At 61.6% G+C, this 13293-nt stretch carries 12 protein-coding genes; 10 read left to right on the top strand and 2 right to left on the bottom strand.

Annotated elements, in window-relative coordinates:
- Positions 1 to 21 precede the first annotated feature (21 nt).
- Positions 22 to 768, bottom strand: a complete 747-nt coding sequence (locus ACQ4OB_RS27135; RefSeq protein ID WP_430956823.1) for an NRDE family protein — start codon at positions 766 to 768, stop codon at positions 22 to 24.
- 134 nt (positions 769 to 902) lie between these two features.
- Here ACQ4OB_RS27135 and ACQ4OB_RS27130 point away from each other — a divergent pair, with 134 nt between their 5' ends.
- The 3 genes from ACQ4OB_RS27130 to ACQ4OB_RS27120 all read left to right on the top strand — a co-directional run bounded on the left by ACQ4OB_RS27130 (position 903) and on the right by ACQ4OB_RS27120 (position 3594).
- Positions 903 to 1685 (top strand): sulfite exporter TauE/SafE family protein, encoded by a 783-nt coding sequence (locus tag ACQ4OB_RS27130; RefSeq protein WP_074880394.1) that lies wholly within the window; start codon positions 903 to 905, stop codon positions 1683 to 1685.
- An 82-nt stretch (positions 1686 to 1767) separates the two neighbouring features.
- On the top strand, positions 1768 to 2574 hold the full coding sequence (gene lgt, locus ACQ4OB_RS27125; protein ID WP_076029391.1) for a prolipoprotein diacylglyceryl transferase: 807 nt from the start codon (positions 1768 to 1770) through the stop codon (positions 2572 to 2574).
- A gap of 48 nt (positions 2575 to 2622) precedes the next feature.
- On the top strand, positions 2623 to 3594 hold the full coding sequence (locus ACQ4OB_RS27120; protein ID WP_430956822.1) for a thymidylate synthase: 972 nt from the start codon (positions 2623 to 2625) through the stop codon (positions 3592 to 3594).
- Between the two features lie 120 nt (positions 3595 to 3714).
- On the opposite strand, the gene cadR is transcribed toward ACQ4OB_RS27120, so the two are convergent.
- Positions 3715 to 4164 carry a Cd(II)/Pb(II)-responsive transcriptional regulator gene (gene cadR / locus ACQ4OB_RS27115; protein ID WP_430956821.1) on the bottom strand — a complete coding sequence of 150 codons (450 nt, stop codon included), beginning with the start codon at positions 4162 to 4164 and terminating at the stop codon, positions 3715 to 3717.
- A gap of 85 nt (positions 4165 to 4249) precedes the next feature.
- Between cadR and ACQ4OB_RS27110 the strand changes: the two genes are divergently transcribed.
- From ACQ4OB_RS27110 to ACQ4OB_RS27080, 7 genes are all read left to right on the top strand, one after another.
- The gene (locus tag ACQ4OB_RS27110; RefSeq protein WP_430956820.1) at positions 4250 to 6547 is read left to right on the top strand and encodes a heavy metal translocating P-type ATPase; all 2298 of its coding nucleotides are present in this window, start codon (positions 4250 to 4252) and stop codon (positions 6545 to 6547) included.
- A 16-nt stretch (positions 6548 to 6563) separates the two neighbouring features.
- Complete coding sequence (locus tag ACQ4OB_RS27105; RefSeq protein ID WP_074871737.1) at positions 6564 to 7427, top strand: LysR family transcriptional regulator; 864 nt, start codon at positions 6564 to 6566, stop codon at positions 7425 to 7427.
- A gap of 144 nt (positions 7428 to 7571) precedes the next feature.
- On the top strand, positions 7572 to 8648 hold the full coding sequence (locus tag ACQ4OB_RS27100; RefSeq protein ID WP_074871735.1) for a putative 2-aminoethylphosphonate ABC transporter ATP-binding protein: 1077 nt from the start codon (positions 7572 to 7574) through the stop codon (positions 8646 to 8648).
- Positions 8648 to 10372 carry a putative 2-aminoethylphosphonate ABC transporter permease subunit gene (locus ACQ4OB_RS27095; RefSeq protein WP_430956819.1) on the top strand — a complete coding sequence of 575 codons (1725 nt, stop codon included), beginning with the start codon at positions 8648 to 8650 and terminating at the stop codon, positions 10370 to 10372. The genes ACQ4OB_RS27100 and ACQ4OB_RS27095 overlap by 1 nt, the downstream gene beginning before the upstream one ends.
- A 31-nt stretch (positions 10373 to 10403) precedes the next feature.
- Entirely contained in the window at positions 10404 to 11429 is a 1026-nt protein-coding gene (locus ACQ4OB_RS27090; RefSeq protein WP_074871732.1) for a putative 2-aminoethylphosphonate ABC transporter substrate-binding protein, read from the top strand.
- Between the two features lie 124 nt (positions 11430 to 11553).
- Positions 11554 to 12687 (top strand): TIGR03364 family FAD-dependent oxidoreductase, encoded by a 1134-nt coding sequence (locus tag ACQ4OB_RS27085; protein ID WP_430956818.1) that lies wholly within the window; start codon positions 11554 to 11556, stop codon positions 12685 to 12687.
- The gene (locus ACQ4OB_RS27080) at positions 12687 to 13253 is read left to right on the top strand and encodes a phosphonate degradation HD-domain oxygenase (RefSeq protein ID WP_430956817.1); all 567 of its coding nucleotides are present in this window, start codon (positions 12687 to 12689) and stop codon (positions 13251 to 13253) included. Before ACQ4OB_RS27085 ends, ACQ4OB_RS27080 begins: the two co-directional genes overlap by 1 nt.
- Positions 13254 to 13293 lie beyond the last annotated feature (40 nt).

The raw sequence follows: 13293 nt of genomic DNA, 5'->3' as shown, positions 1-13293 counted from the left end.
GCCCGCCCGGGCAACACCAATCTAAACCCTGATCTCCACCTCCCCCAAATGCCCGCCATACGGCCCAAAGCTCCGCTCGACCATATGCCGCGTCCCATCCGCATGCACGATCAACGCCGTACTCGCTCGCGTCCCATAAGTCGGACTGGCAATAAACACACTCGACAGCAATGTCTCGGTGGCCAACCCGACCCCGGTATCCGGCAGTTCGGCAAAGGGTGCGGTCTGCGGATCATTCAGCAAGGCCAATAAAGCCTGGGGTTGCGGGTCGTCCAGCACTTCTTCCAGCGCCGCCCGCGCCTTGAGCAGTTTCGGCCATGGCGTATCCAGCCCGGCGTTCGACAACCCATAAACCCCCGGTGGCAGCATCACCGCCTCAGTCTCCCGGGCATTGAAGTGCCACAGTTCGTTGGCATTGCCAACCAGCAGGTTAAATCCGGAATATTCCAGCGAACGTGCAACAACGTCGCTCAAGTAGTCATCTATCGGCATATCCCCGCCAAGAAATCGCGCCACCAGCTCTCCTCGCGACTTGCGTGCGGGCGGTTGATGCGGATCGCGGATATTGGTCAGTGCGGCGAAGCGTCCATTGGCGCCAACACCGAGCCAGGTGCCGCCGGCCTCCAGGTCGCGACCGGCATACACCTGTGGTGCTTCGGGCCACTGCGCCAGCGGCAGGCTGGGCCGGGCATAGAATTCGTCGCGGTTGGCCGCCACGATCAGCGGCTGGGCGTGACCCGGTCGCCAAGCGAAAACAATCAGGCACATAAGGTGGTCCTTGTGTGTTTTTTGCTCACTCTACGCAGACATCGCTCATCGATCCATCGCCTTCCACAGTGGAGCCCGAGGCCATGCTTCCGTTACCATGCCGCTCCTGATTCGGGATGCTTGGGGATGTGGCCATGGAATTTCTGCTCTATCTGGCGTTGGGCGCCTGTGCGGGCGTGCTGGCCGGGCTGTTCGGGGTAGGCGGCGGGATCATCATTGTCCCGGTGCTGGTGTTCAGTTTCACCTTGCAGGGATTTGATGCGTCGATCCTGACGCATCTGGCAGTCGGCACCTCCCTGGCGACAATCATATTTACCTCGATCAATGCGATCCGCGAACACCATCGCCGCGGTGCCGTGCGTTGGCCGATTTTTGCCTGGATGACCCTCGGCATTCTGATCGGTGCCGGTTTCGGCGCGCTGACGGCCGAAGCGATTTCCGGGCCGAATTTGCAGAAGATCATTGGGGTATTTGCGCTGATCATCGCCGTTCAACTCGCTTTGGACTTCAAACCCAAGGCCAGCCGAACGGTGCCGGGCAAAGTCGGTCTGACCGTGGCGGGCAGCGTCATTGGCTGGGCCTCGGCGATTTTCGGGATCGGCGGCGGCTCGTTGACCGTGCCGTTCCTGACCTGGCGCAGCGTGCCGATGCAGCAGGCGGTGGCCACTTCGTCGGCCTGTGGCCTGCCAATCGCCTTGGCCAGTGCATTAAGTTTCATGATTCTGGGGTGGCACGATCCGCTGCTGCCGGCCCATAGTCTCGGTTTTGTTTATTTGCCGGCGTTGCTGGGGATTGCCCTGACCAGCATGGTCTTCGCCCGCCTCGGTGCGCGACTGGCCCACTCGCTGTCGCCGCGCTTGCTGAAAAGACTGTTTGCCGCTTTGCTGTTTTGCGTCGGCTTGAGCTTCTTGCTCTGACGCGTAGCGCAATCCTGGCTTAATCCTGGCGTGACAGCGTCGCCCGGGAATTTGAAGGTTTCAACTCTAACGAGGAGTCGCAATGCTGCCTTACCCGCAGATTGACCCGGTGGCCTTGGCCATCGGTCCGTTGAAAATCCACTGGTACGGCTTGATGTACCTGATCGGCATCGGCGGCGCCTGGCTGCTGGCGTCGCGCCGGTTGAACCGCTTCGATCCGACCTGGAGTAAAGAGAAGCTCTCCGACATGGTGTTCTGGATGTCGATGGGGGTCATCGTCGGCGGCCGCTTGGGCTATGTGCTGTTCTACGATCTGAGCGCTTACCTCGCTAACCCGCTGTTGATCTTTGAAGTGTGGAAGGGCGGCATGTCGTTCCACGGCGGGTTCATCGGGGTGATGCTGGCGGCGTTGTGGTTTGGTAAAAAGAACGGCAAGTCGTTCTTCCAGCTGATGGACTTCGTCGCACCGATGGTGCCGATCGGTCTGGGCGCCGGACGGATCGGCAACTTCATCAACGCCGAGTTGTGGGGCAAGGCCACCGATGTGCCGTGGGCAATGGTCTTCCCGACCGATCCGGCGCAACTGGCGCGCCACCCGTCGCAGCTGTATCAGTTCGCGCTCGAAGGCGTGGCGCTGTTCGCCATTCTCTGGTTGTTCTCGCGCAAGCCGCGGCCGACCATGGCGGTGTCCGGGATGTTCGCGCTGTTCTATGGCATCTTCCGTTTCATCGTCGAATTCGTCCGCGTACCGGACGCGCAACTGGGCTATTTGGCCTGGAACTGGCTGACCATGGGTCAGGTACTGTGCGTACCGATGATCCTCGGCGGTCTGTTCCTGATCTGGCTGGCGTATCGCCGTGCACCGGCGGCTCCAGCAGCGGTTGTATAAATTCGAACCCCGGGGCGACGGTCCCGGGTTCAAGGACACAGGTAACTCATGAAGCAATATCTCGAACTGGTCGCCCACGTCATCAAGAACGGCACCAAACAGGCCAACCGCACCGGCGTGAACACCATCAGCTTCCCTGGCGCGATGCTGCGTTATGACCTCAAGGAAGGTTTCCCGGCGATCACCACCCGCAAAATGGCCTTCAAATCGGCCATCGGCGAGATGTGCGGTTTTCTGCGCGGGGTGAACAACGCCGCCGAATTCCGTGCCCTGGGCTGCAAGGTCTGGGATCAGAACGCCAACGAAAACGCCCAGTGGCTGGCCAATCCGTTCCGTCAGGGCGAAGACGACCTTGGCGAGATCTACGGCGTGCAATGGCGCAAATGGCCGGCATACAAGCAGATCCCGGTCAGCAACCAGGCCGCCATCGAACAGACCCTGAGTCAGGGCTATCGCCAGATCGCCGAAGGCGAAGAAGACGGTCAAGCCTACGTGGTGCTGTACAAGGCCATCGACCAGATCCGCCAGTGCGTCGACACCATCATCAAGGACCCGGGCAGCCGCCGCATCCTGTTCCACGGCTGGAACGTGGCCCAGCTCGACGAAATGGCCCTGCCGCCGTGCCACTTGCTGTACCAGTTCCACCCGAATGTGGAGACCAAAGAGATTTCTTTGACTCTGTACATCCGGTCCAATGATTTGGGTTTGGGCGCGCCGTTCAACCTCACCGAAGGCGCCGCGCTGCTGAGCCTGATCGGTCGCCTGACCGGTTACACGCCGCGCTGGTTCACCTATTTCATCGGTGATGCCCACGTCTATGAAAACCATTTGGACATGCTGAATGAACAGCTCAAGCGTGAGCCGTTCCCGATGCCGAAACTGGTGATCAGCGACCGTGTGCCGGAGTTCGCCAAGACCGGTGTTTATCAGCCGGAGTGGCTGGAGTTGATCGAACCGAGCGATTTCTCGCTGGAAGGCTACGAACATCACGCCCCAATGACCGCGCCAATGGCGGTCTAGCTCCACCTGATCGTTCCCACGCTCCGCGTGGGAATGAATCCCGTGACGCTCTGCGTCACAGTGGACGCGGAGCGTCCATGGCTGCATTCCCACGCAGAGCGTGGGAACGATCATCGGCTGCTAATGGCCGTGACTGCGGCCGACATGGGAATGCTCAATCCCCGTCGCTACAACCCCGCCGCTGACCTCCAACCGCTGCAAAATCCCGCACTGATCGATATCCGGCCCTTCGCTGCAACGTTGGCGCAGGTCGAGCAGTTGTGTCTGCAACGCCATCAACCCGTCGATCCGCGCCTTCACGTGATGAATGTGTTCGTCGATCAACGCATTCACGCTTTCACACTGATCCTGCGGACTGTCGCGCAGGGCCAGCAGGCTGCGGATTTCTTCCAGCGTCATGTCGAGGGTGCGGCAGTTGCGGATGAACGTCAGGCGCTCGGCGTGGGCCTGGGTATAGACGCGGTAGTTGCCGTCGCTGCGGGCCGGCTCCGGCAGCAGGTTTTCGCGCTCGTAGTAGCGAATGGTTTCCACGGCGCAGTCGGTGAGTCTGGCCAGTTCTCCGATCCTCATGACGACAATCTCCAAAAGGGTGCTTGACCCTATAGTGGCTACAGGGTCTTTACTTGGCAACAGGCACCTTTCCGGACGCGACCCAATGAGCGATTCCCTTCACACGCACAAACCCGAGGCTGATCACGATCACGATCACGATCACGATCACGATCACGATCACGATCACAGCCACAAGCTGCAGCCTGTACAGAAGCATGAGCATGGCAGCCACGGGGATTCCTGCTGTTCCGCCAAAGTGGCGGCACCGTCGCTGATCAAGTTGAGCGAAACCCCAACGGCCGGTGCGCGACTGAGCAATTTCCGCATCGACGCCATGGATTGTCCGACCGAGCAGACGCTGATCGAGAACAAACTCGGCAAACTCTCGGGCGTGCAGCAACTGGAATTCAACCTGATCAACCGCGTGTTGGGCGTCACCCATGACCTGCCGAGCACTGCGCCGATCATCGACGCGATCAAGTCCCTCGGGATGCAGGCCGAGCCGCTGGAGCAGGGCGTTGAACCGCCAGCGCCGACGCCCGAGAAAAAGCACTGGTGGCCCTTGGCGCTGTCGGGTGTTGGCGCCCTGGTCGCCGAAGTTATCCACTTCACCAACGCTGCGCCGAACTGGGTGGTGGCGGTCATCGCGCTGATCTCGATCCTCAGCGGCGGCCTCGGCACCTATAAAAAGGGCTGGATCGCACTTAAAAACCTCAACCTGAACATCAACGCGCTGATGAGCATCGCGGTGACTGGCGCGATCCTGATCGGTCAGTGGCCGGAAGCGGCGATGGTGATGTTCCTGTTCACCGTTGCCGAATTGATCGAGGCCAAGTCTTTGGACCGGGCGCGCAACGCCATCAGTGGCCTGATGCAGATGACCCCAGAACAGGCCACGGTGCAGCAGGCCGACGGCAGTTGGGTCTTGCAGCCTGTCAAAGCCATTGAGTTGGGTGCGCGGGTGCGGGTGCGTCCCGGTGAGCGAATCGGTCTGGACGGGGAAGTGGTGTCGGGCAGTTCGACCATCGATCAGGCGCCGATCACCGGCGAAAGCCTGCCGGTGGAGAAGACCATCGGCGATAAAGTCTTCGCCGGCACCATCAATCAGGCCGGTTCCCTTGAGTACTCGGTCACTGCGGCGGCCAACAACTCGACCCTGGCGCGGATCATCCACGCCGTGGAACAGGCCCAGGGCGCGCGGGCGCCGACCCAGCGTTTCGTCGACAGCTTCTCGAAAATCTACACCCCGGCGGTGTTCATCCTGGCTCTTGCGGTGGCGGTGATTCCGCCACTGTTTATGGGGGCACTGTGGTTTGACTGGATCTACCGGGCGTTGGTGTTGTTGGTGGTCGCCTGCCCATGCGCGCTGGTGATTTCTACGCCAGTGACCATCGTCAGCGGCCTCGCGGCGGCGGCGCGCAAAGGCATTCTGGTGAAGGGCGGCGTCTATCTGGAGGGCGGCTACAAACTCGATTACCTGGCGTTGGACAAGACCGGCACGATCACCCACGGCAAACCGGTGCAGACCGATTACCTGTCGCTTGATCCGACGGCGGACGAATCAGCCCCGGCGATTGCCGCAGCGCTCGCCGGTCGCTCCGATCACCCGGTGTCCCTGGCCATTGCAAACGCGGCTGTGGATAAACAATTCGCTCCGCTGATTGTGGATAACTTCGAGGCGCTGGCCGGTCGCGGTGTACGCGGCGAAATCAACGGCCAGGTTTACCACTTGGGTAATCACCGTTTAGTGGAAGAACTGAACCTGTGCTCGCCTGAACTGGAGGAAAAGCTGTTCGCGCTGGAGCAACAGGGCAAGTCCGTGGTGTTGCTGCTCGACAAATCCGGCCCGTTGGCGCTGTTCGCCGTGGCTGACACCGTGAAAGAGTCCAGCCGCGAGGCGATCCAGCAGTTGCACGCGCTGGGCATCAAAACCCTGATGCTCACCGGCGACAACGTCCACACCGCTCAGGCGATTGCCGCGCAAGTCGGCATCGACGAGGCCAGGGGCGATCTGCTGCCGACCGACAAACTGCAAGCCATCGATGACCTTTATGCTCGGGGCCATAACGTTGGCATGGTCGGCGACGGCATCAACGACGCTCCGGCGCTGGCGCGCGCCGAGATCGGTTTTGCCATGGCGGCAGCGGGCACCGATACCGCCATCGAGACCGCCGATGTCGCCCTGATGGACGACGATCTGCGCAAGATCCCGACCTTCATTCGCCTGTCACGGCAAACCTCAAGCATCCTCAAACAGAACATTGCCTTGGCATTGGTCATCAAAGCGATCTTTCTTGGGGTAACCTTCGCCGGGATCGCCACCATGTGGATGGCGGTGTTCGCCGACATGGGCGTGAGCCTGTTGGTGGTGTTCAACGGTTTGCGCCTGTTGCGCAAATAAGCGATGAGGGAAGGGTGTGCTGAGTGCCGAGCTGAAGGCGTTTTACATGGTTGCCCGCCTGGGCAGCATTACCCTGGCGGCGAAAAAACTCGGCCTGAGCCAACCCACGGTGACGACCCAGATTCGCAATCTGGAAAGTCAGTACTCGGTTGAACTGTTCTACCGTGGCGGCCGCCGCCTCAGCGTCAGCGATGAAGGTGCGCGGCTGTTGCCGATGGTGAAGGTGCTGTTGCAGCAGGAAGCCGACATCGAGTTTTTCCTGCGCAACAGCGGTCAGGTCCAGGGCACGTTGCGCATCGCCGCGACCGCGCCGTATTACATCCTCGATCTGGTGAAGACCTTTCGCGAGCGCTTGCCGCAGGTAGAAGTGTCGGTGGAGATCGGCAACTCCCAGCAGGTGCTTGAAGCGCTGGAGGATTACCGGGTGGATGTCGCGGCGTCGTCGCAGTTGCTCGACGATGCACGGCTGATTCGCCGGGTGCTCGGCAGCGATCCGCTGGTGCTGGCGGTGCATCGCAATCATCCTCTGGCGGTTCACGAGCATGTGCCGCTAAGTGCGTTGGCCGGGCATACGTTATTGATGCGCGAGTCGGGCTCGACTACTCGACGCCTGACCGAAGAGTTGCTGGCCGGCGCCGGGGTGAGTTTCGGGCCGCTGCTGGAGATTGGCAGCCGGGAGTCGATCCGTGAGGCGGTGCTGCGCAATATCGGCATCAGCATCATCGCCCGTCAGGAAGTGCCGCATGATCCGCAACTGCGCGTGCTGACCCTGGAGAATGCGCCGCAGATCCCTGAGTATTTGTACTGCCTCAAGGAGCGAAAAAACGCACGGCTGCCGGCGGCGTTCCTGGGGTTGGCGCAGGAAATGGCCCCCGCGTAATGATCGTTCCCACGCAGAGCGTGGGAACGATCGGCGGTGAACCCAAATCCTCGAATACCACTATCAGCCGTTTTTGCCTCACTGCCACATGACGGACGCATTACAAACCTAGGATGGCCTTCATCTGCTTGATGAGGCCTGTCCATGAACCACTCGATCGCAACTGCCCTGACCAACCCCGGCGCCCCGATGAAAGTGCGTGGCGTGCAGAAACGCTTCGGCGCCTTTACCGCGCTGGATAACGTTTCCCTCGACGTGGAAGCCGGTGAACTGGTGTGCCTGCTTGGCCCGTCGGGCTGCGGCAAAACCACTTTGTTGCGTTGCATCGCTGGTCTTGAGAAGCAGGACAGCGGCGAGTTGTACCTCGGCGATCGCGACGTTTCCCACCTGGCGCCCCAGGCTCGGGACTACGGCATTCTGTTTCAGTCCTACGCGCTGTTTCCCAATCTCACCGTCGAAGCGAACATAGCCTACGGCCTCGCCGGCAGTGGTCGCGATGAAGTGCGCCAGCGTGTCGGTCAGATGCTGGAGCTGGTCGGCCTGATCGGCAGTGAGAAAAAGTACCCCGGCCAATTGTCCGGCGGCCAACAGCAGCGCGTCGCACTGGCTCGGGCCCTGGCGCCGGCACCTTCGTTGCTGCTGCTGGACGAACCGATGTCGGCCCTCGATGCCCGGGTCCGCGAGCATCTGTGCACCGAACTGCGCCAATTGCAGCGCAACCTCGGCATCACCACCCTGATGGTCACCCACAACCAGGACGAAGCGATGCTGATGGCCGACCGCATCGCCGTGATGAACAACGGCAAGGTCGAGCAATACGCCACGCCGCAGGAAATCTACGACCGCCCGGCCACACCGTTTGTGGCGGAGTTCGTCGGCCAGGGCAACTGGCTGCCATTCCAGCGCAGCAGCGACAGCCATGCCCGGGTCGGCGGGATGAACATGCGCCTGGCCGCCGATTCGGGCAACGCCGCATCGGGTCGTCTGTTTTGCCGTCCCGAAGCGATCAACGTCAACCCGCCCGTGCATGAAGAAAACCTGTTCCCGGCCAAGGTTCGCGAAATCACCTTCCTCGGCAACCGCTGCCGCATGAGCTTCGAACTCGATCAACTGCCGGGCCACGCATTGCTGGCGGAACTGGCACCGGAAGCCATGCCGCGCCTCGGCGCGCAGCAGATCATGGTCGCCTTGCCGCCGCGCTGCCTGCAGGTGTTTGCCTGATGAGCGCGAACCTCGCGCTGCCGATACCGCACAAGCAGGTTCGGCAGACCTCCCGTGCCGAGATCGGCGACCGGGTGTTCGTGGTCGGCGGCAAAGTCCTGTTGCTGGTGTTGCTCGGCGTTGCGGTACTGATGCCGTTGCTGGCGATCTTCTGGCGCGGTTTCAGCTCGGAAGCCGGGCAGGGCGGCGGTCTGGTGGCCGCCCGTGAATTGGTGACCAGTGCGAATTTCCACTGGTTGCTCGGCAATAGCCTGAAAGTTTCCCTGAGCGTGGCGGCGATTGTCGTACCGCTGGCTTACCTGTTTGCCTACGCCCTGCAACGCACCTTGATTCCAGGCAAAGGCATCTGGCGCGGCATGTCGCTGTTGCCGCTGATGGCGCCGTCGATGTTGCCGGGTATTGCGCTGGTCTATCTGTTCGGCAACCAGGGCATGTTGCGCGGTTTGCTCTCAGACAATATCTACGGTTTCTGGGGCATTGTTCTGGGTGAGGTCATCTACACCTTCCCACACGCGCTGATGATTTTGCTGTCGGCCCTGTCCCTGGCGGATGCGCGACTGTTCGATGCCGCCTCCAGCATGGGCGCCAGTCCGGCGAAGGCCTTTCGCAGCATCACTTGGCCGGCAACGCGTCAGGCTGTGTTCGCGGCGTTCTGTCTGGTGTTCACCCTGACCATCACCGACTTCGGCGTGCCCGTGGTGGTCGGCGGCGATTATCAGGTGCTGGCGCTGGAAGCCTACAAAGCCGTGGTCGGCCAGCAACAATTCGGTCGCGGCGCGTTGATCGGCATGGTCCTGCTGTTGCCGGCGCTGTTCAGTTTCGGTGTAGATGCCTGGTTGCGTCGGCGTCACGGCGATTCCATGAGCGGTCGAGCGCAGGTCTTTCAACCGGCGCCGTCGAAACTGCGCGACGGTTGCTACCTGACCATCGTGCTGCTGATCTGCGCGGTGTTGCTGCTGGTGTTCGGCATGGCGGTGTACTCGTCGCTGGTGAAATTCTGGCCGTACAACCTGTCGCTGTCGCTCAATCATTACCAGTTCAACGACACGGCGGGCGGCGGCTGGCTGGCCTATGGCAACAGCGTGAAGATGGCCTTGTGCACGGCGTTGATCGGCAGCGTGCTGATCTTTACCGGCGCGTACCTGATGGAAAAAACCAAGGGCCAGCGCGGACTGAATCTGACACTGCGCATGCTCAGTTTCGTACCGATGGCGGTGCCGGGTCTGGTGCTGGGCCTGGGTTATGTCTTCTTCTTCAACCTCAGCGGCAACCCGCTGCATGTGCTCTACGGGACCATGACCCTGCTGGTGGTCTGCACCATTGCTCACTATTTGACCACCGCGCAAATGACCGCCACCACCGCGTTGCGCCAACTCGACGCCGAGTTCGAAGCCGCCGCGCTGTCGCTCAAGGCGCCGCTGTATCGGCACTACCTGCGCGTCACCGTGCCGATCTGCCTGCCGGCGCTACTGGACATCGTGCGCTACCTGTTCGTCTCGGCCATGACCACCGTCTCGGCAGCAATCTTCCTCTACAGCCCCGACACCATCCTCGCGGCGGTGGCGGTGCTGAACATGGACGACGCCGGCAACGTCGGCGGCGCGGCGGCGATGTCGACCCTGATTCTGTTCACCTCGGCGGGCGTGTCCCTGCTGCTGGCCTGGGCTTCGCGCGGTTTGTTGCGCCGCTCCCAGGCCTGGCGGCAGACCGCGCCTGGTCATTGATTCAACCCCTCAACTCAAACAGGAAAAGATCATGTTCAAGCCTATGGCCCTGGCCGCTGCTGTCCTCACCGCTTTCAGCCTGAACGCCTTCGCGGCGAAAACCGAGTTGACGGTGTACACCGCCCTCGAAGCCGAGCAATTGAAGACTTACAAAGCAGCCTTCGAAAAGGCCAACCCGGACGTCGAGATCAAGTGGGTGCGCGACTCCACCGGCATCATCACCGCCAAACTGCTGGCCGAAAAAGCCCGCCCGCAGGCTGACGCCGTGTGGGGCCTGGCGGCGTCGAGCCTGGCGATTCTCGACCAGCAAGGCATGCTGCAAAGCTACGCACCGAAAGACCTGGGCAAGATCGGCAGCAACTACCGCGACGCCGCCAACCCGCCAGCCTGGGTCGGCATGGACGTCTGGGCGGCGACCATTTGCTTCAACACCGTCGAGGCCGAAAAGCAGGGTTTAACCAAACCGGTGAGCTGGCAGGACCTGACCAAGCCTGAGTACAAAGGCAAGATCGTCATGCCCAACCCGGCCTCGTCCGGCACCGGTTTCCTCGACGTCAGCGCCTGGCTGCAAACCTTCGGCGAGAAGCAGGGCTGGCAGTACATGGACGACCTGCACCAGAACATCGGCCAGTACGTTCACTCCGGTTCCAAGCCCTGCAAACTGGCGGCGTCGGGCGAATTTCCGATCGGCATTTCCTTCGAGTACCCGGCCGTTCAGCTGAAACGCCAAGGCGCACCGCTGGACATCATCCTGCCGAAAGAAGGCCTGGGCTGGGAGATCGAAGCGACCGCAGTCATCAAGGGCACCCCGCACGAAGAGGCGGCGAAGCAACTGGCTGACTTCTCCGCGAGCCCGGCGGCGATGGAGCTTTATAAAGAGAACTTCGCCGTCCTCGCGCAACCGGGTATCGCCAAGCCGCAGACCGAATTGCCGGCCGATTATGAGCAGCGTTTGATCAAGAACGACTTTGCCTGGGCCTCGAAGAATCGCGACCAGATCCTGGCCGAGTGGCGCAAGCGCTATGACGGCAAGTCCGAGAAAGTGGCTGCCAAGTAAGATTTTCATCGGCTGACAGGGCCCCTTCGCGGGCAAGCCCGCTCCCACAGGTTTTGTGAACACCACGGACCCTGTGGGAGCGGGCTTGCCCGCGAAGGCGGCTTCGAATTCAGGACACCTCTCCATGACACACCACAACGACATGCTGATCGTCGGCGCCGGCATTCTCGGCCTGTCCCACGCCTACGCCGCCGCCAGGCGCGGTCTGAAAGTCACCGTTTTCGAACGCAGCGAAACCCCGCTGGGCGCCTCGGTCCGTAACTTCGGCCAAGCCCTGGTCACCGGCCAGCCACCGGGCCCGATGCTCGAACTGGCCAAAGCCAGCCGCGATATCTGGGGCCAATGGGCACAACTCGCCGGCCTGCAACTCAAGTGCAACGGTTCATACCTGTTTGCCCGCACCGAAGCCGAAGAACACCTGCTGGAAGCCTTCTGCGCCGGTCGCGCCGTGGAACACGGTTACCGCGTCGACCTGCTACGCGGCGCTGCATTGCGCGATGTGTATCGCGGCCAATTCAGCCATCACCGCGCCGCGTTGCACGGGATGGACGATCAGCAACTGTATTCCCGCGAAGCGATTCCAGCGCTGATCGACTACCTGCATCACGAACTCGGCGTCACGTTTCACTTCTCCACTCTCGTGCGCGACATCGAGCCCGGCCGCGTGCACAGCACCGCCGGAGCCTTCAGTGCCGAGCAGATCATCGTCTGTTCCGGCCACGATTATCAGACGCTGCTGGCTGAGCCGATCGCCGAACTCAACCCGCAAATCTGCCGCCTGCAAATGCTTCGTGCCCGACCGCAGATCAACCTCAACCTGCAACACGCGCTGCTCACCGGTCTGAGTTGCGTGCACTACGGCGCCTTCGCCGATCTGCCGGAAGCGGCGGCGGTGCAGGCGCAAATCCTGCGCGAGGAACCGCACCTGCATGAACACGGCATTCACCTGCTGATCAGCCCGACACCTTATGGCGAGTTGATCATTGGCGACTCCCACCATTACGGCAGCGATCCGTCGCCGTTCAACGCCGAGCAGGTGGATAACTGGATGATTGAACTGGCCGAGCAGACGTTGGGCTGCAGGGTGCAAGTGGTCGAACGCTGGCAGGGCGTCTATGGTTCACGGGGGCCGGGGCCGTTCTCGTTCCTGCGGTCGATGCCGGGTGTGAGCGTGGCCCTGATGCACACGGGTGTCGGCATGAGCGTCGGGCCGGCGATGGCTGAACGCAACGTGGCCACCTTATTGGGAGAGTATTGATGGACCGCAGTGAGCAAGTAATCGCCGAGGTGTTCGCACTGTACGAGCGCTTTGGCGACAGCGATTACATCGGTGAGCCGGTGTCGCAGATCGAGCACATGTCCCAGGCCGCCGAACGGGCGATGGCCGAGGGCTTCGATGACGAAGTGGTCCTGGCTGCGTTCTTCCACGACATCGGGCATATCTGCGCCGAGAGTGCCGAGAACATGGGCGGCTTCGGCGTGGTCAGTCACGAGCGCCTGGGCGCGGACTACTTACGCCGCGCAGGTTTCAGCGAACGCATGGCGCGGCTGGTGGAGTACCACGTTCAAGCCAAGCGTTATCTGACGCTGAAAGAGCCTGGGTACTACGAGCGCTTGAGCAAAGCCAGTCGTCGGACGCTGGAGTATCAAGGCGGGGTGATGACGGCGGCCGAGGCTGAAGCGTTCGAGCAAGATCCGTTGTGCGAGGTCAGTCTGCGGATGCGCCAGTGGGATGAGTTGGCAAAGGAGATGGCGGTGCCGGTGATGGATCTGGAGGTGTTGAAACGCAAGGCGGTCGGTCTCTTGTCCCGCAAGGTGCAATGAGTTGTCTCACAGGCAATTGAGAAACGGCGGATGGAGGGGC

This window comes from Pseudomonas sp. ES4 (assembly GCF_050586665.1).
GTDB lineage: Bacteria > Pseudomonadota > Gammaproteobacteria > Pseudomonadales > Pseudomonadaceae > Aquipseudomonas > Aquipseudomonas frederiksbergensis.
This window is presented reverse-complemented; position numbering and strand designations above follow the sequence as displayed.

Coding starts and splice junctions, on each gene's coding strand:
- ACQ4OB_RS27100 (WP_074871735.1), top strand. CDS start 7,572: ATGAACCACTCGATCGCAACTGCCCTGACCAACCCCGGCGCCCCGATG.
- ACQ4OB_RS27095 (WP_430956819.1), top strand. CDS start 8,648: ATGAGCGCGAACCTCGCGCTGCCGATACCGCACAAGCAGGTTCGGCAG.
- ACQ4OB_RS27135 (WP_430956823.1), bottom strand. CDS start 768: ATGTGCCTGATTGTTTTCGCTTGGCGACCGGGTCACGCCCAGCCGCTG.
- ACQ4OB_RS27130 (WP_074880394.1), top strand. CDS start 903: ATGGAATTTCTGCTCTATCTGGCGTTGGGCGCCTGTGCGGGCGTGCTG.
- lgt (WP_076029391.1), top strand. CDS start 1,768: ATGCTGCCTTACCCGCAGATTGACCCGGTGGCCTTGGCCATCGGTCCG.
- ACQ4OB_RS27120 (WP_430956822.1), top strand. CDS start 2,623: ATGAAGCAATATCTCGAACTGGTCGCCCACGTCATCAAGAACGGCACC.
- ACQ4OB_RS27085 (WP_430956818.1), top strand. CDS start 11,554: ATGACACACCACAACGACATGCTGATCGTCGGCGCCGGCATTCTCGGC.
- ACQ4OB_RS27090 (WP_074871732.1), top strand. CDS start 10,404: ATGTTCAAGCCTATGGCCCTGGCCGCTGCTGTCCTCACCGCTTTCAGC.
- ACQ4OB_RS27110 (WP_430956820.1), top strand. CDS start 4,250: ATGAGCGATTCCCTTCACACGCACAAACCCGAGGCTGATCACGATCAC.
- cadR (WP_430956821.1), bottom strand. CDS start 4,164: ATGAGGATCGGAGAACTGGCCAGACTCACCGACTGCGCCGTGGAAACC.
- ACQ4OB_RS27080 (WP_430956817.1), top strand. CDS start 12,687: ATGGACCGCAGTGAGCAAGTAATCGCCGAGGTGTTCGCACTGTACGAG.